We start from the raw sequence: 17,652 nt of genomic DNA, 5'->3' as shown, positions 1-17,652 counted from the left end.
ATGTGATCGCGGCATTTACACTTACATGTGTTACAGATGCCGCCGTCGAGCCTATAGGGACAACTCTTGTTAAATAGAGAGGCGGCGTGTCACTGGGGAAGCAATGGCAATTAATAGCAGTGTTAAGGTTCGTTAGAGTATTTCTAATCTTGAAATAATTTGAGTCTTTAATATTCAGAATCATGCTTTATAACTTCTGCACTTAACAGCATAAGTGTAGAGGCTGGATATTCGCTCGCTTTAGCGCCTTTCTTGTGGTTTATAAGAAAGGCGCTTTATGTTTTTACTGTTTACGCTTTCTTCTGCGCCACGCGTAAGCGCCGAGTAGGGCGGCGATGATGGCAAAGCTAACGGCCACGGGCTTTTTCAGTTTGTGGTAAATCGCATTCCACTCGGCGATTTGGTTGGCCTTTTCCCGTTCGACGGCGCGGTCAAAATCTGGGGTTTCACACTGTGTACCAAAATTCTCCGCCCATGGCACAAAGGGACCATTGGCGACGTATTTTTTATAGTAGCGGCGGGCGAGTTCATCATCGCGATATAACACCCAACCTGTGGCTTGGCACAATAGTGCGGCATAGGCTTGGCTGTTGTGGGGCACGAGATCGGCGGCCTTGTTTGCCAGCTCGGCGGCTTGATAGCGATAGTGGAAGCGTTTATCGGGAATCGCCTGGCTGGCACTGATGCGTTGTTGCTCTTTATCGCTGAGCTTATCCGCAGCATACCAATCCCTTAGGTCGAACATCCCGGCATATATCGAATAATCCGGTGCCAATTCAAAGCCTAAGATTTCCATGCCTTGATGACGCGCGAGTTTGGCGGTAGACCAATAGGCGCGGGCGCTTTCAATGCCCTTGCTACTCTTGGCTGTGTTCAGCGCCTTGCCATACTCCAGCACGTTGGCATTGAGTGTGGGATTACTGAAATAAGCTGGAGCTTCGGCAATCGCGCCTTCACGCAGCAAGCGGCGGCCCAGTAAGTAACGCAGGCGATTGTTGATTGGCTCGACACTGTCGTACCAATCGCTGTCCTTGGGATACTCGAAAGTCATTACCGGCACATGCTCGTCGATAAACAGCTTAAGCTCGGCGGTGGTGAGTACGCGCTCGGCCACATAGGCAATATCCTGCCAATACTCATCACCACTGGCGAACAATTGGCTTAGGGCATCGACATATTCGCCACGTTCGAGGGATAGCACGCCCTGCTCGGCGCGAATACGGCAATAGGTGGCTTGCTGGGCATCGGCGTCGATGGCTTGTTGTTGGGTATCCTTAGCATTTAAATGCTCGGTACCTGAAGTCGCATCGGTTGGAAAATGATGCACTGCTTGGGCATAGGCCTTAGTCGCTTGGGCTTGGTCACCCTTTTGCAGCATAAGCTTCGCTGTGAGCCACCAAGTTAAGCCGCTCGGTTTGGCGAGTGCCAGCATGCGCTCGGCGCTGGCATAGTCACCCAATTGGTAGTAAATCGCCGCTAACTTATCGCCCTGACTCAGTACTACACCATCGGTTGGGAATACGGTGAGGATTTCGGCAACCTTTTGGCCCATGTCCATCAGTTGTCCGTCGAAGGCGAAATCATTAGCACTGCTCTGCCAGTAGGCAATGAGCAACTGTTGCACACTCGGCTGCTGTAATAATGGTTTTAGCTCATTGATATTTTTAGACATTAAGCTGCGGCTTAACATCAGCAACGAATCATAACCGCTACTGTCGCCCTGCACCGACTGGGTGGCATAGAGTTCAATGACTTTATCTAAGGTAGCAGGATTTAAGGCCACATCTATCTTGGGCGGCTCATATTCCCCACGAGTGACTTCAATTTGAGCTTGGCCTTGATGCAGCAGAATATAAGCCTGTTCGCCAAGGCCAGCTAAGCTTAAGCGCAGCGGATCGGCGGCGCCTTGGGTCACCTCAGTTTGTAGCTGCTGCAAGTAAGCATTGGCTTGGACAAAATGGCTATTATCGTTGGCGGCTTTGCTCTTTATCAGCTCGATACGAGACAAGCTATACAGCGCCCACAGGCTGCGACCCGCGCGCTCACTCTCAGGTAGGGCGATGACTTTTTTGAAGTAATCGCTGGCCTTATCGTACTCTTTGGCATCAAACGCCATGGCACCAAGGCTGTACCAAGTTAAGGCGGGCGCTAAGGCCTCTTTTAACTGCGCGGCGATTTGCTCGGCCTCTGCCAAGCTTCGGGCATCACGCAGGCTATTGACTAGCGCGAGCTGAGCCTCGGATAACTCGCTGTTTTCATAGGCGCGAGTCTGGGAAAGGTAGCGACTATGCACTTCGTCCCAGAGGTATTCCTGCGCCGCAGGTTCATCTTGAAACTGCCAAGCCAGTGGTTTAGCTAAACCGCTAAGTTGTTGGCTAAAACTGGTTTGCGGTAAATAGCTTAGGTTATTTTGCCTGTCTTGGGTTAATTGCAGCGGAAAGTCTGGGCCACAGGCTAACAGTGCGGGGGAAAACAGACTTAAGCCAATCAGACTGGTTTGTTTTAATTTGGTTTTCCAGCGAGGGAGAGGATTCGCTGATAATGAATGTGGCTTATGGCGCATAAATTCCCTGTAAATGTAATGACTCACAACGTGCCCAACCGATAACTCTACGCCCGTTTGGGCTTAGCTCGACCGCTGAGATTAAATTCGGCGCAAACTGCGAGGAGGCAGGCTCAGCTGCGCGCTCCGTTGAGGTGGCTTGCGGTAACTGCCACACTAATGTTCCTTGGGTTAATTTGGCTTGATAACCGTTTTGCGCATCATACCCGCTGCACGCCTGCGCCGCTAGGGACAACTGGCTCGGTAACTTGCCCGCAATATTGCCCTTATTAACTAACACCAATTGAAATAAGTGGCTTCCCGGTGCCTCATGCTGGGCAGGCTCAGTATTGGCTTGGGTTAAGATTTCTAGCTCAATCTGCGGAGCGAGTGCTTGCTGCTTGGCGACCGCAATCAGGGTCGAGAGTGGCCAAACCCGTTTATCCCCTTCGAGGGGTAATCGAAACCAAATCATTCCCTTAAGCTTGGGATCAGCAAAGGTGTGCAGTTGTTTGACGAAGGACTGCAACATCTGTGGATCGGCCATCAATTCCTGGCGCGCTACATGCTGCGAAGATGCTGAGTCTGCCAATGGCATTCGCATCGGCACTTCACTCTCCACCAGATAACCCGATGCCGTGCTATACACCGCCGAGCCATAGGACGGCAGGGCGATGAGGTAGGGCACCTTGGCTAACCGTGACAGCTGCTCGACCCATCGCCAGCCTTGCGCAGCATCGAACAGCCCTAAACGTGGGTCGCTGACACTGTGAATTTGCAGTACCAGCTCATCGATATTGTCAAACAGCGACGGAAACTCTGTGCTGCTCAACCAAGCGGGCAATGAGGTAATGCTAAGTTTAAGTGTTTGGGGTAATTGGCTTTTTAACTCGCGTAAAAAGGCGTTATAGGCCGCGAGTTTACTGCTGGCGCTATCGTGGTCGATTTCAATTCCCGCAAGCTTGGTGCCCTTTGCCTGCCAATCTTGAATGAGCGCGAGGATTTTTTGGAGAGCTTCGTGATTATTAAGACGCGTTAGTTGGCCATCTAATCTTATTACCGCCACTTTAGGGCGTGGATCGGCCTGTAACCATTCATGGTTGACCTGCACTTCAAACCAGATATCCGCGCCATTGGGTTTGGGATGGGCTTGTAATGCCAAGATGCGCACGCCATTAAATGTGCTTTGGCTTTCGACCAAGGCGCTTTGATTGGCATCGCGCCATTGCCGCTGCCACACATACACCTCTTGGGTTAATTCACGCGGAGCGGAAGTGTCTGTTTTTATGCTCGATGTATCTTGATTCGCAGGTTGACAGGCACTCAGGAAAACTAAGCCAAAGGATAACGCCAGTAGCTGGGATAACCTGAGCAAAAGTGAAAGGGTGCGATTTATCGCTTGCAAGGATTTTGAGCGCCTAGGCTCAAAGTGCTTGGGCTCAAAGTGCTTGGACTGAAAGCGTCTAGAGTGAAAGAGAGTGGAGTAACGACTGCGTAAATCCATGGGATAAGAGTAAAAGCCTTGCGTGGGGCATGCCAAATAGAGGACTACTATGCCTCAAAACCACCTTGGATTGTATCAGGCTTTTGCATTAGACGCGAAATCAATTTGAGTGAATAAGAGATGGCGGTTAACTCGGCTTAAGTGCCTTAATAACGCGCCCAGCACTATTGCTGGGCGCGGTACTGAACACTAAGTTGTCGGTGACAAGTCGTTAAGCATATAAGCCTAGAAAATCACTTTTACCTTAGATGCACTATCCAACGCTTTGTTGACTGCGCTTTCGATATTCTTATCGCGGGCGAGGGCAACCCCTAAACGGCGGCGACCATCGATTTCAGGCTTAGCGAATAATCTGAGCTGAGTATTCTCCGCCGCCAAGGCGTCGGCAAGACCTTGATAGCGAATGTTTTTCGATTTGCCTTCCACCAATACTACCGCCGAAGCGCTGGGGCCATGTTGGTGGATATTTGGAATCGGTAGACCAAGAATCGCCCTAACATGCAATGCAAACTCGGATAAATCTTGGCTAATTAAGGTGACTAAGCCGGTATCGTGCGGACGAGGCGAGACTTCAGAGAAGTAGACATCACTGCCCTTAACAAATAACTCAACACCAAATAAGCCGTAACCTCCGAGGGCTTCCACCACTTTGCTGGCGATTGCTTGGGATTTTGCTAGCACGTCGGCCGACATGGCTTGAGGTTGCCATGACTCGCGGTAGTCGCCGTCTTCTTGTCTGTGGCCAATTGGCGCGCAGAAGTGGATGCCATTCACTGCGCTAATGGTCAGCAGGGTAATTTCGTAATCGAAGGGGATAAAGCCTTCGACAATCACACGGCCACCGCCCGCGCGGCCGCCTTCTTGGGCGTATTGCCAGGCTTTGGCGCTTTGGGATACATCACGGATAACGCTTTGGCCCTTGCCCGATGAACTCATCACGGGTTTGACTACGCAGGGCACACCAATCTTGCCAATGGCTTGATTAAATTCGGTTTCAGTGTCGCAGAAGAAATAGGGCGAGGTCGGTAGGCTTAAGGTTTCGGCGGCGAGGCGACGAATGCCTTCTCTGTCCATGGTCAGCTGAGTCGCGCGCGCTGTCGGCACGACATTGAGGCCTTCGGCTTCCATCTCAACTAAGGTTTGAGTGGCGATAGCTTCAATTTCGGGGATCACTAAGTGGGGCTTTTCTAGCTCGATAATGGCGCGAAGCGCTTTTGCATCGAGCATATTGATCACATGGGAGCGATGGGCAATTTGCATGGCAGGGGCATTGGGATAACGATCGACGCCAATCACTTCAACACCTAAGCGTTGTAGCTCGATGGCGACTTCTTTACCTAGCTCACCGCAGCCAAGCAACATGGCGCGTCGAGCGCCCTCTGTGTAGGGAGTTCCTATCATGGTGTGGGTACCTTTTTATAATGGGATAATTGACGCCTTTGGACGTTCTTGGGCCATAGTTTACCCCGATTGGCGCTAAAGCATGAGACTGAAATTAACAACTGTGTTTTCGATCAAGCTATTTAAGAGCGATTAGTGTTTGGGCCTGGTAAAAATCCTGTTTGTGGCGGTGTTTTATGTTAACTTTTCGTTTCATAACGGATTATGGAAACCTAAGATGCAAGACATTCGCGATTTAACCGCTGTACTACGTTCTAAAACGCCCATCGTAGTGATTGAAACCTATGAGGAATACCGTGTTGTAGACATGCTTAAGCGGGTGGCGAATGTGCTCTATCAGCCCTTATTTACTTGGAGCATTACCCAAGGGTTGACGCGGGTCGATAAACCCATGGCGGCGCAGAAATTTAATACTGAACCTAGCGATATCCTAGGGCAGATTAAATCGACGACTCAGCAGGGCATCTATGTGCTCTGTGATTTTCATCCCTTTGTGGTTGATGCGCCAAAGAATGTTCGGCTACTCAAAGAAATCGCCCTCGAATACGATGCGCTGCAACACACGCTGGTGCTGGTGAGTCATGCCTTTGAGATCCCGCCCGAAATTAAGCGTTATTGCGCCTATTTTCAGCTCACCCTGCCGAGTACCTCCCAGCTTGAGAACTTGATTTACCTTGAAGTGGATAAAGTGCGCGGCCAAGGCATGCCGCTCACTGTGGATGATAAAGCCGTGGTTAAACTGGCGGAAAACCTGCGCGGTGTGACCTTAGATGATGCCAGACGGTTGATCCACAAAGCCATTGTGGATGATGGCGCCATTACCCATTCGGATGTGGACCTTATCAACAAAGCCAAATTCCAATTACTCGATCTCAACGGTGTGCTGCAATTTGAGTACGACACCAGTGATTTTTCGCAGATTGCTGGATTACATAATCTCAAGAAATGGTTAAAGCAGCGCGCGCCAGCGACGCAGGCAACCACAGATGACAAGGCTACGGTACAACCCGATGCGCCAAAAGGCGTGTTATTACTCGGAGTGCAGGGCAGCGGTAAGAGCCTTGCGGCCAAAGCAGTCGCGGGCGTATGGCAACGACCCTTGCTCAGGCTCGATATGGGCGCCTTATATAACAAATACATAGGTGAAACTGAAAAGAATCTGCGCAACGCCCTCGAGCTGGCCGATATGATGTCGCCCTGTATCCTTTGGATTGATGAAATAGAGAAAGGCTTAAGCGGCAGTAGCAGTGATGAGGGCACTTCGACCCGCATTCTTGGCACTCTATTAACTTGGATGGCAGAGCGTAAGTCCGAGGTATTTGTGGTCGCCACTGCCAACGATATTCAAGCCCTGCCGCCAGAGCTGATGCGTAAGGGGCGAATGGATGAAATCTTCTTTGTCGATTTACCCGACGAAGCCATACGTAAGGCGATTTTCCTGATCCATTGCCAGCGCCGCAGTATTGATGTGACTCGGCTCGACCTTGCGCAGCTATCGCGCCACAGCCAAGGGTTTTCGGGAGCTGAAATCGAGCAAGCCGTTATCGCCGCCATGTACAGCGCCCGCAGTTTAGCGCGCAATCTTGACCAAGACATGTTGTTAGAAGAACTGACCAAAACCAAACCTTTATCCATAGTGATGGGCGATAAGATTAATGCCCTAAGACAATGGGCCGCAGGACGCACAGTCAATGCCCATGAGTAGCAACTTAACCCACTATCACTGATTGTGTTATGGCTGCGTATGGGGCCGAGCCTTATTCGCCATAAAACGACTTTAAATTTCAGTGGTGGCTTTTGGTTGGGAAAGAGTTGGATATCAGCGCAGTCGGTGTTAACTTGCTGGTCGATATGGATTATTTTTCAGTTTTAATGGCAAGTTTTTAGCTTGAGTAATATTTGCCGTTCGAGTCGTACCGCATGATAAGCAGGGAAGAGATGAGTTTCGAGCAAGAGTTTACAGAAAAAGTCGGTGTCTACTTAGACAATCTCACCGATGAGTTACAGCCCGTTCTTAAGCAATTGATTGCGCATGATTATCCCCAAAAGGTGGTCACGCTGGCATTTGAAGTCTTTGTCGATGGTTTTTCATCCCAATTTCCTGTGCGGGTATTTTTTATGGATATCGATGGCAAGGCCGCATACCCATCGCCAGTTAATCCTCATTTACTCGACATAGACCATGTTTATCCCGATGAATTTGAAGAGGAATATATCGAAAAGGATGAAGATCTTGACCCTTGGCAGATTGCAACAAACGCGCTTATTGAATGGTTCTCCAAGTGCTGGATTGCCGCGGGCGGTCAAAGCTTTAAATTAAACGCCAATATCGCCCCCCATGATAGCCACTATGAATTCAATTTAGTCGAGTGTCAGTGGCAAGAAAGAGGTTAACTCGCTTGAAGTTAAATACTTTGCTGTTGTGGTTCTTGGCGTAATACTCTGCATTGTGGAGCAGTGACATTGCTATCCTGCGCCTCTACATCAAGTGTTAACTTATGAAAACCAATAGAAACCTAAGCTGACATTAGCTTCCTGCAAATCTTGTCTTTGCTTACGTTACGCGCTGCTCACTCATGCTACGCGCCTTCTCGATACAAGAGGTAAAGGCCTAGGCTTTTAAAGATTCCTTTCCTGTTATTTGCTGCATTCGGCAAACAACAATCCCACCTTAGTTATCGCAATTGGTCGTTACTGATAGTGCACTTTTAAGGCCATTAGTCGTATCGGAATAAACAATTGTGTTTTGGGTCAAGCTATTTAGATGGATTTGTTGCGAATTTGTTTTCATGGTGTAGAACTATATTGTGCTGCACATTGATAGGCACGGTTGGCAAAGGGCGGTTTCGGCAAGGGGATTGATTTCTAACCGAAATAAAGAGCGGGAAGGGAGTGGGAGTTGAACATGTTTTTGGATTATTTTGCCTTAGGCATTTTGTTTTTTGTCATAGTGGTGATCTTTTATGGCGTGATTGCCATTCACGACATCCCCTATGAAATCGCGAAAAAGCGCAATCATCCCCAGCAGGATGCATTGCATATCGCGGGCTGGGTCAGTTTATTTACCTTGCATGCCCTTTGGCCGTTTCTGTGGATTTGGGCGACCTTGTATCGAGAGGACCGGGGGTGGGGCTTTAATACCGTGATGAAGCGCGAGCAGGCATTGGAGGATGATGTTAAAGCGCTAAGGGAAACGGTATTGGCCTTGCAGGCAAAGCTTGAACAACTGGAATCGACAGCCAAACCTGCGGTGGTGAAGCAATCCGAGGCTATACCCACAGAAGCCAGTGTGACCGAAACTAGCCCAAAAGCCGAGGTGTAACATGGATTTACTACTGATATTAACCTACGCCTCGATCTGCATTGTGATTTTTAAAGTGTTTAAGATCCCAATGAATAAATGGACAGTGCCGACCGCCGTATTAGGAGGCGTAGTGTTGATTGGGGCGCTGCTACTTATCATGAACTACAACCATCCCTATTCTCGTTTCGCGCGGGAATACTATGTCACTATCCCGATTACACCTGCGGTAAAAGGTTTAGTGATCTCGGTGGAAGCTAAGCCAAATACGCCGATGAAACAAGGGGATGTGCTGTTTCGAATCGACCCTGTTCCCTTTGAGGCCGTGGTAAAACGCAAAAGAGCTGCACTGTTAGCGGCGGAGCAGGAGGTGCCACAACTTGCAGCGGCTTGGGAAGCTGCCAAGGCGAATGTGGCCAGAGTGGCTGCCGACAGGGAGCGCAATAAATCGGCCTATGACCGTTATGAGCAAGGCCATCGTAAAGGCGGGGCAAATTCTCCCTTCACTGCGCTGGAATTAGATAATCGCCGCCAACTGTTTTTAGCCTCTGAGGCTCAATTAACGGCTGCGCAGGCCGAAGAGTTACGCGCACGTCTTGCCTATGAGTCCAATGTGGATGGGGTAAATTCTAAGGTCGCTGGGCTTCAGGGGGATCTTGAAAGCGCGCTCTATAATCTCGAGCAAACCGTCGTGCGGGCACCAGCCGATGGTATTGTGACTCAAATGGCGCTGCGCCCAGGTGCAATGGCGGTGCCTTTGCCTTTACGGCCGGTGATGAGTTTTATCCCCGAGGAGCAGCGTTATTTTGCTGGCGCATTCTGGCAAAACTCCCTGCTGCGATTACAGGAAGGGGATGAGGCGGAAGTGGTATTAGATGCGGCGCCCGGGCAAGTGTTTAAGGGCAAAGTCGCTAAGGTACTCCCCGCGATGGCCGAAGGCGAGATCCAGATGAATGGCACGCTGCAATCGTCTAATCAGTTGTTCCAAAGTGGCCGAGTTATCGTATTAATCGATATTGAAGATGATGCGATACGCCGCCAATTCCCGGCGGGCGTTGCGGGACAAGTGGCTGTGTACACTGAACATTTCCATCATGTGGCCGTGATGCGCAAAGTGCTGCTGCGGATGCAGGGCTGGCTAAACTATCTGTTCTTCGATGGGCACTAGTGGAGTTTTACGCTAACGACTTCGCTCGGAGCTGGTGTTAAGCTGCCAAGAGTGAATAAAAAAAGCGCTGACAATTTTGTCAGCGCTTTTTTGTTATGTGCAGCAGATGAATACTGGCTGCGATTAAATATCGAAGGCCAAGCTGCCCGGCGGAAGGAAGGGCCAGCTTTGGCGCACAGGCGAGCCATCACCTTGTTCACCAAAGAAATAAGCCGTTCTTGGGGTGGCGTAGACCACACTGCCTTTTTGCAGTCCTAATTCTTGCAGATGATGGTGGGTAAAGGTGGCTTCCCACAGTTCTTCACTCTGCCAGCCGATAGGCGCCAGTTCGACTCGCACTTCTGCGCCAACCGGTGTAATTGCCACTATGGTAAAGGGAATATGGGCTTGGCTGTTGGGCTTATCCGCCAGTGCCAGCTCATGGCTACGCACATAGAGCGCGCCGTGTTGTTGCAGTGGCGCTTGCTCTGGCGGCACTAAGAAGGCATCACCATTAGTCCAACGATTTTGTTGCCAGCTCGCTTCAAACCGATTGACGTTACCTAAAAAATCAAACACAAAGCGGCTATTGGGCTGGGCGTACAACTCAATCGGAGTATTGACCTGCTCGATATTGCCGTTGCTCATCACCACCACTCTATCGGAAAGCTCTAAGGCTTCGTCCTGATCGTGGGTCACAAACACGCTCGTGAATTTCAGCTCATCGTGAAGACTGCGCAACCAGCGGCGCAGTTCTTTACGCACCTTGGCATCGAGGGCGCCAAAGGGCTCATCGAGCAACAGTACTTCGGGCTGAGTCGCTAAGGCGCGTGCCAAGGCGATACGCTGTTTTTGTCCGCCCGAGAGCTGCTCAGGGTAGCGCTGCGCTAGGTGGCCAAGTTGCACCATTTCGAGTAAATGGCTGACGCGCTTTTGGATTTCGGCCTTCGACGGGCGCTGTTTTTTCGGAATGACTTCGAGCCCAAAGGCGACGTTGTCGGCGACTGTCATATGGCGGAATAGGGCGTAGTTTTGAAACACAAACCCGACTCTGCGGTCACGCACATGCACTTGGGTCACATCGCGATTGCCGAAATGGATTTGACCGCTATCTGCGCCCTCAAGGCCGGCAATAATCCGCAATAGGGTGGTTTTACCCGAGCCAGAAGGGCCGAGAAGACCTATCATCTCACCTTCTTGAATATCCAGATTGAGCGGCGAGAGCGCCTGAAATTGGCCAAATTTTTTGGAAATATTAGTTAAACGAATACTCATAATGATTGGCTCTGCTCTTGGTTGTCATTGGCGGATAAGCTGCGTTGTTGGCGCCACTCTACTAAGGCTTTTAGCAGTAAGGTACATAGGGCGATCAAGGCAAGCAGTGATGCGCTCGCGAAGGCGGCTTCGGCCTGATAATCTTCGTAAAGTAATTGCACATGCAAAGGTAAGGTGTTGGTTTCACCGCGAATATTGCCTGATACTACGGCAACGGCACCAAACTCGCCCACGGCTCTGGCATTGGTGAGGATCACCCCATAAATCAGCGCCCACTTGATATTGGGCAGAGTCACGCGGCGAAACAGTTGCCACCATGAAGCGCCAAGAATAACCGCGGCTTCCTCCTCCGATGCGCCCTGTTGCTGCATCAATGGGATTAATTCTCGGGCAACAAAGGGACAGGTCACGAAAATGGTGACTAACAGAATCCCCGGCCAGGCAAACATGATCTGTAAATCGTGCTCAAACAGCCAAGCGCCGAGCCAGCCACTGTTGCCGTAAAGCAGCAGATAGAGCAAGCCTGCGACCACCGGCGATACGGCAAAGGGAATATCAATCAAGGTGATGAGTAACTTACGCCCGGGAAACTCAAAGCGCGTTACGCTCCAGGCGAGCAGTACCCCAAACACTAAGTTAATCGGCACGGTCAGCGCCGCGACCATAAGGGTCAACCCGATGGCGTGGAGTGAGTCGGGTTGACTGAGATGCTCGATATAACGCTCCCAACCACCGACGAAGGCCTGCTGGAAAATACTGACTAAGGGCAGTAGCAACAACACCATTGCCAAGAACACGGCTAGGGTGATTAGGCTCCATTTGATGAGGGGCGCTTCACCGACTCTTAAAGGTTTAAATGAGTTCATGGTGGCTCCTTATCGGCCGTGAATGCGGCGTAAATAACGCGCCTGCCACAGGTTAATCAGCAGTAGCAGCAACAGCGAGGTCAGCAGCACGACGGAGGCAATGGCGCTGGCGCCGGCAAAATCAAATTCCTGTAGACGAACGAAAATCATCAGGGAGGTGATTTCACTGATGTAGGGCATATTACCTGCGATAAAGATCACCGCACCAAACTCACCCAGACTGCGGGTAAAAGACAGTGCTGTACCGACCACTAAGGCTGGCCAGAGGGAAGGTAAAATCACCCGCCAAAACACGGCGCCATCGGTTGCGCCTAAGGTCATGCCGGCTTCTTCTTCATCGTGGGATAACTCTTCCAATACGGGCTGAACGGTTCGCACCACGAAGGGAATGCTGGTGAAGATCATCGCAACCACAATCCCCAATGGCGTGTAGGCCACTTTGATCCCGATTTCGGCCAACAGGCTACCAATCTGGCCGTTCTCGGCGTACAGGGTCGCTAAGGTGATACCCGCAACGGCTGTGGGTAAGGCAAAGGGTAAATCGACTAAGGCATCGAGGATGCGCTTACCCGGAAACTCGTAACGCACCAATACCCAGGCGAGTAACAGGCCAAAAAGACAGTTAAACAGGGAGGCGGCCAGTGCAGATAAAATAGTGACTTTATAACTTGCCAGCACGCGGGGATCGGCAATCACGCCCCAATACTCGGCCCAGCTCATCTGGCTGGTTTGCATAATCAGGCCTGTGGTGGGGAGCAGGAGGATCAAGCTGACAAACAGCAAAGACACACCTAGGCTGATACTAAACCCCGGCAAAACCCGCTTGTGGCGTAAGCGCCCATTATTAAATATCACTGAATAACCACCCGATAAGGTTAATGGAGTTAATCCAATATTATTATGCCATTAGCACGTTATTGCTCAATCGCGATAAAGACAACTTGTGATAGCGACCTTGTCCGTTGCCGCGATATAACCACAAAACCCGGGACATTGCCCGGGTTGTGGATTTGGTGACTTAGGTACCCAAGCGGATGATCAACGTTTTAATAACTGATCCAGTTTGGCGCCATTGGCAAATTGGGTCTTCATGGCGTTGTCCCAGTTACCTATGATTTGCTCAACGGTCATTAACTCAACCGCTGGGAACTGTTTGGTAAATTCGGCAACAACCTTCTCGTTGTGAACGCGGTAGTTAAATCCGGCTAATAAACGTTGTGCTTCTTCGCTGTAAAGATAGTTTAAATACTCGGTCGCGAGTTCTTGTGTGCCGTTACGCTTTGCGTTTTTCTCAACGACGGCAACGGGGAATTCCGCAAGAATCGAGGTTTTAGGCACGACAACTTGGTAATCATCGGCACCATATTGCTGACGGATATTGTTCACTTCAGATTCGAAGGTGATCAGCACATCGCCGATGCCACGCTCAACAAACGACGTGGTTGCACCACGGCCGCCTGTATCGAATACAGCAACGTTACCGAGGAACTTCTTCAAGAACTCATCTAATGAGGCTTGATTATCTTTGCCAAAGTTTTTCTGGGCATAACCTAAGGCTGCTAAGTAGGTGTAGCGCGCATTACCCGAGGTTTTTGGGTTCGGGAACACCAGCTTAACGTCATCTTTAGCTAAATCATTCCAGTCGCTGATTTGCTTTGGATTGCCCTTACGCACCAAAAACGCGATGGTAGAGTAGTAAGGTGAGCTGGCATTCGGCAGCAGTTGTTGCCAGTTTTCTGGGATTAACTTGCCGCGGTCATGCAGAATTTGCACATCGGTGACTTGGTTAAAGGTCACCACATCGGCGGGTAAGCCCTGCAGAATCGAGCGAGCCTGAGCGGAAGAACCCGCATGGGATTGCTTGATTTCAACGGTCTTGCCGGTTTGTTCTTGCCAATGTTTAGCAAAAACAGGGTTATAGGCATTAAATAATTCCCGCGCGATATCGTATGAGGAATTTAATAGTGTCTGATCGGCGGCTGCCACATTGAGGGAGGTTCCCAGTAATAGGGTTCCCAGCAGGGCTTTAGTGAATTTTACTGGCATTTTGTACTCCTTAATCTGGCAACTGTGTCAGTGTATAGGAATAGAGTAATAGAAGATTTTATTTATAAAAAGCCACATAAATAGAACTTTTTTGAATAACTATGAGCGATTAATTGTATGCCGTTGGTGATATTCACGTGTTTGTTGCGTCCAAGCATCTTAAAATACTCGAATACTGAGTCGCTTTTATCAAATAAAGGATAACCGAGTGTCTGACTTTCCGACTATTGAAGCCTGTATTGGGCAAACTCCGCTGGTGCGTTTGCAGCGGCTTGATTGTGGTAGCTCAACGGTATTGTTAAAGCTGGAGGGGAATAACCCTGCTGGCTCGGTAAAGGATCGTGCGGCGCTGAATATGATTATTCAGGCGGAGCTTCGCCAAGAGATTGCCCCCGGGGATACCCTGATTGAAGCTACCAGTGGCAATACAGGCATCGCCCTAGCCATGGCTGCGGCGATTAAAGGCTACAAGATGATCCTGATTATGCCGTCGAATTCGACCCAGGAGCGTAAGGATGCCATGCAGGCCTATGGCGCCGAGTTGCTGTTGGTGGACAATATGGAAGCCGCGCGCGATTTAGCCTTAGATCTTCAGGCACAAGGCAAAGGCAAGGTGCTGGATCAGTTCAATAATCAAGATAACGCCAACGCCCATTTCCAGACCACTGGTCCCGAAATTTGGCAGCAAAGCCAAGGTATGATCACTCATTTTGTCTCTAGCATGGGTACCACTGGCACTATTATGGGTGTGTCGAAATACTTAAAGAGCCGCAATCCCGATGTCACCATTGTCGGGCTACAACCCGCCGATGGCAGTTCGATTCCGGGGATCCGCCGCTGGCCGCAGGAATACCTACCGGGTATTTTTGATGCTGCCCGTGTCGATACCGTGATGGACATTGAGGAGCAAGACGCGAAAGCCATGGCAAGAACCTTGGCCCGTGAAGAAGGTATTTGTGCTGGCGTGAGTTCCGGCGGTGCTGTGTTTGCGGCGCTCGAGATTGCGAGGCTGAATCCGGGGGCCGTTGTGGTCGCAATTGTGTGCGATAGGGGCGACCGTTATCTATCATCTGGGTTATTTTCTTAACCCTAACCTAGATAGAAATTTGTCTTTTCTTCGGCAATAAAAATGGGCGTTCATCGCCCATTTTTATTGGCTATTGTATAAACCACAGTGGTTTAAGCCATTAATGGTTAAAGTCATTAAGGTTTAAACCATCAAGGGCTAACCGCCATCAGATCAATCTGCGACGTTTTAATCAGGCTTATGGCTGCGGTGGAAACTGCGCCAAAATCCGGCTAACGGCTTTGGCTGTGTCTTGAGCTTTTTTATCGCCGCCTCCATCAAAATCGAAACTATCAGCGCCGCGCCAAATCAGCTTATTGGTTTTAGTGTCGATAATATCAATTTGAATAGTTTGGATTTTTGCCGTGTCACTGCCAAGCGGCACGCCGACGCTCGTACCTACGCCAATGCCGCCAGAACGGCCAAAACTGCCCGTGCCTAAGCCTATGGATAGGCCTGAGTCTTTGGGTTTGTCTTGGGTCAGTAAGCCATAGGCGACTTTAAAATCGGGGGATGAGGCATTTTCGGTAAAGCCTTTTTGGCTTAATTGTTGGGTGATTTCGGTTTGAATGCGCTGGGCGCTGAGTGGGTCGTCGCTAGGCTGGGGAGCGAGCTGGGTGAAGCTCTGTAATGCCTTAAAGTCGTAATTGATATCGTAATCATTTTTCGGCTTACTGCTGCAGGCGCTGACGAAGACCAAGGCGACAAACAGACTGGCGATATTTTTGTATCCCATGATGGCACTCCAAGTTGTACAAACTCTGTTCAATGTGCCTTGATTAACAGTAAGACTGCAAGTAATTTAGTGAAAAGTGTTTAATTTTTGTATTGTTTTACTTGTGTATCTAAGGTCACGTATTTTAGATGCTTAACTGGTAGAGTCGCTCAACATCATGGAACAGTTAGCCTTTTTCGAAATACCTAGCCCCTGCATCGGTGTGTGTCAAACCGATGCCCGTGGCTATTGCAAAGGTTGCCTGCGTAATCGTGAGGAGCGATTCAATTGGTTGCATTTTACCGATGCCCAAAAGCACGATGTGATCCGTTTATGCCATCAACGTAAACGTCGGCGTCAGTTGGCCTTATATAAAGCCCGTCAGCAGGCACTTGAGCAGGAGAGGGCGGCGCTTAACCCGCAACTCGATTTTGAGCCGCAAGACGCCGCTGAGTTAGACCTTGGGGATTTTGACCTCGAGGAGTAAGCTTATTTTAAGAGCATGATTAAAGGCGTTAAATTTCCCGTTTCTTCGGCCAGCTTAAGGTAAAACGCGTTTGAGTGGGATTGCTGCTGACGCTCACTTCGCCCTGATGACGCTGCATAATTCGTTTGATAATCGCCAGACCTAAGCCATGACCCTTGTTACCATTTTGCACCGATTGGCTGCGATAAAAGGGCTCGAACACCATAGGTAAATCCACCTCGGGAATAGGCTCTCCATCATTGCTCACGCTCAAAGTCACCCTTTGCGGGGTTTGGCAGACTTCAATCAATATTTGTTGGCGAGCAAAACGCTGGGCGTTGGTCAGCAGGTTTTGCAGGGCGCGTTCAATCAGAGCGGGTTCGCCGACTAAAGGTAGAGTCGCCATCTCCGCCTGTAAGTGGATGGGGGTATCACTTAAGCTGCTTAAGCGTTTGATGCTCTGGTTTACTAAGCTAAGCAGATCGTATTCATCTAAAGGTGTGCCTTCGCGCTGAGCCTCTAGACTGGCGTAAGTCAGCAGTTCCTGCAGCAGGTTTTCCATTTCCTTAATGTCGAGTTGCATCTCATTGAGAAAGTCCTGACGCTTTTGTTCGTCAGAATCGGGCTGGCAGTACATGGGCATTAAGGCGAGGGCGAATTTCAGTCGCGCGAGTGGTGTGCGGATCTCGTGAGAAACCGCATTGGATAAATGTTTTTGGTTTTCGATTAACGCACTGATATGGCGCGCCATTTCATTAAAGGTGTTCGCTAAGGGTTTAACCTGTGAGCGGTTTGAGAGGCTAATGCGTGTATCCCATTTGGCCTCGCCAAAATCCTTGGTGGCCTTACGTAAAATGCTTAAATCCCGCGACAGCGGGCCGACCCAAATCAGTGCAACTAACGCCAGCGAGAGATAGAAAAACAACGTAAACAGATTACGCAGCGAGGCTCTAGGGTCTATCTCGATGGGACCCGCCATTAACACTTGCTCGCCTACCTGAATAAACTGGAATTGCTCGCCCTCGCTGGTTGTGGTGGTAACCACATGATTGGGTGTGAGCTGTTGGTCTTTGGCTAGCGCGATTTGATCTGGGCTGAGCAGATTGAGGGGCAACTGATCATGGCTGGGCAGCGCCTCAAGATAGGCGTTACGATTCTCCTCTGGTAGCTGGGTTAGCAACTGGGCTAACGCAACCAGAGGAGCGTCTAACGCATTATTTTCATCCACATTTTTCTGCCACAGGCTGTCCAGTGTCCAGCCTATGCCTAGAAAACTGAGGCTCAGCAGTAAATATAAGCTGATAAAGAGACGTTTCACGGGAG

General features: G+C 50.0%; 15 protein-coding genes. 6 read left to right on the top strand and 9 right to left on the bottom strand.

Translation table 11 applies throughout. From position 1 onward, the window contains the following. Nucleotides 1–283: 283 nt before the first annotated feature. The 3 genes from N7386_RS16620 to purT form a co-directional block, all read right to left on the bottom strand. Nucleotides 284–2,563 carry a tetratricopeptide repeat protein gene (locus tag N7386_RS16620; protein WP_279769786.1) on the bottom strand — a complete coding sequence of 760 codons (2,280 nt, stop codon included), beginning with the start codon at nucleotides 2,561–2,563 and terminating at the stop codon, nucleotides 284–286. Further along, nucleotides 2,553–4,046, bottom strand: a complete 1,494-nt coding sequence (locus N7386_RS16615) for a DUF3142 domain-containing protein (RefSeq protein ID WP_279769784.1) — start codon at nucleotides 4,044–4,046, stop codon at nucleotides 2,553–2,555. Before N7386_RS16615 ends, N7386_RS16620 begins: the two co-directional genes overlap by 11 nt. Nucleotides 4,047–4,271: 225 nt before the next feature. Beyond that, on the bottom strand, nucleotides 4,272–5,447 hold the full coding sequence (gene purT, locus N7386_RS16610; RefSeq protein WP_279769782.1) for a formate-dependent phosphoribosylglycinamide formyltransferase: 1,176 nt from the start codon (nucleotides 5,445–5,447) through the stop codon (nucleotides 4,272–4,274). Nucleotides 5,448–5,664: 217 nt separating this feature from the next. Between purT and N7386_RS16605 the strand changes: the two genes are divergently transcribed. The 4 genes from N7386_RS16605 to N7386_RS16590 all read left to right on the top strand — a co-directional run bounded on the left by N7386_RS16605 (nucleotide 5,665) and on the right by N7386_RS16590 (nucleotide 9,916). Continuing rightward, nucleotides 5,665–7,152, top strand: coding sequence for an AAA family ATPase (locus N7386_RS16605; RefSeq protein WP_279769781.1), 1,488 nt, complete (start codon nucleotides 5,665–5,667; stop codon nucleotides 7,150–7,152). 233 nt (nucleotides 7,153–7,385) lie between these two features. Then, nucleotides 7,386–7,841, top strand: a complete 456-nt coding sequence (locus N7386_RS16600; protein WP_279769779.1) for a hypothetical protein — start codon at nucleotides 7,386–7,388, stop codon at nucleotides 7,839–7,841. Nucleotides 7,842–8,352: 511 nt separating this feature from the next. Beyond that, a complete protein-coding gene (locus tag N7386_RS16595; protein WP_279769778.1) occupies nucleotides 8,353–8,769 on the top strand; it encodes a DUF3302 domain-containing protein in 417 nt (138 codons plus the stop codon). Nucleotide 8,770: 1 nt separating this feature from the next. Then, the gene (locus N7386_RS16590; RefSeq protein WP_279769776.1) at nucleotides 8,771–9,916 is read left to right on the top strand and encodes an HlyD family secretion protein; all 1,146 of its coding nucleotides are present in this window, start codon (nucleotides 8,771–8,773) and stop codon (nucleotides 9,914–9,916) included. 123 nt (nucleotides 9,917–10,039) lie between these two features. Here N7386_RS16590 and N7386_RS16585 read toward each other — a convergent pair whose 3' ends face one another. From N7386_RS16585 to cysP, 4 genes are all read right to left on the bottom strand, one after another. Next, on the bottom strand, nucleotides 10,040–11,170 hold the full coding sequence (locus tag N7386_RS16585) for a sulfate/molybdate ABC transporter ATP-binding protein (protein ID WP_279769774.1): 1,131 nt from the start codon (nucleotides 11,168–11,170) through the stop codon (nucleotides 10,040–10,042). Further along, nucleotides 11,167–12,036: a sulfate ABC transporter permease subunit CysW gene (gene cysW, locus N7386_RS16580; protein ID WP_011627003.1), complete on the bottom strand. Its 870-nt coding sequence runs from the start codon at nucleotides 12,034–12,036 to the stop codon at nucleotides 11,167–11,169. The genes N7386_RS16585 and cysW overlap by 4 nt, the downstream gene beginning before the upstream one ends. Nucleotides 12,037–12,045: 9 nt before the next feature. After that, entirely contained in the window at nucleotides 12,046–12,891 is an 846-nt protein-coding gene (gene cysT / locus N7386_RS16575; protein WP_088210373.1) for a sulfate/thiosulfate ABC transporter permease CysT, read from the bottom strand. Nucleotides 12,892–13,074: 183 nt separating this feature from the next. Next, on the bottom strand, nucleotides 13,075–14,082 hold the full coding sequence (cysP, locus tag N7386_RS16570; RefSeq protein WP_279769771.1) for a thiosulfate ABC transporter substrate-binding protein CysP: 1,008 nt from the start codon (nucleotides 14,080–14,082) through the stop codon (nucleotides 13,075–13,077). Nucleotides 14,083–14,290: 208 nt separating this feature from the next. On the opposite strand from cysP, the gene cysM reads away from it, so the two are divergent. Continuing rightward, nucleotides 14,291–15,169 carry a cysteine synthase CysM gene (cysM, locus tag N7386_RS16565; RefSeq protein WP_279769769.1) on the top strand — a complete coding sequence of 293 codons (879 nt, stop codon included), beginning with the start codon at nucleotides 14,291–14,293 and terminating at the stop codon, nucleotides 15,167–15,169. Between the two features lie 178 nt (nucleotides 15,170–15,347). On the opposite strand, the gene N7386_RS16560 is transcribed toward cysM, so the two are convergent. Continuing rightward, nucleotides 15,348–15,884 (bottom strand): DUF4136 domain-containing protein, encoded by a 537-nt coding sequence (locus N7386_RS16560; protein ID WP_279769767.1) that lies wholly within the window; start codon nucleotides 15,882–15,884, stop codon nucleotides 15,348–15,350. 157 nt (nucleotides 15,885–16,041) lie between these two features. Between N7386_RS16560 and N7386_RS16555 the strand changes: the two genes are divergently transcribed. Continuing rightward, nucleotides 16,042–16,350: a DUF1289 domain-containing protein gene (locus N7386_RS16555; RefSeq protein ID WP_088210376.1), complete on the top strand. Its 309-nt coding sequence runs from the start codon at nucleotides 16,042–16,044 to the stop codon at nucleotides 16,348–16,350. A gap of 28 nt (nucleotides 16,351–16,378) precedes the next feature. Here the strand turns inward: N7386_RS16555 and N7386_RS16550 are convergent, their stop codons facing one another. Continuing rightward, nucleotides 16,379–17,647, bottom strand: coding sequence for an ATP-binding protein (locus N7386_RS16550; RefSeq protein WP_279769764.1), 1,269 nt, complete (start codon nucleotides 17,645–17,647; stop codon nucleotides 16,379–16,381). Nucleotides 17,648–17,652 lie beyond the last annotated feature (5 nt).

It is taken from the genome of Shewanella sp. GD04112 (genome assembly GCF_029835735.1).
Lineage (GTDB): Bacteria > Pseudomonadota > Gammaproteobacteria > Enterobacterales > Shewanellaceae > Shewanella.
Note: the sequence above shows the minus strand (reverse complement) of the source record. Positions and strands in the feature narration are given on the sequence as shown.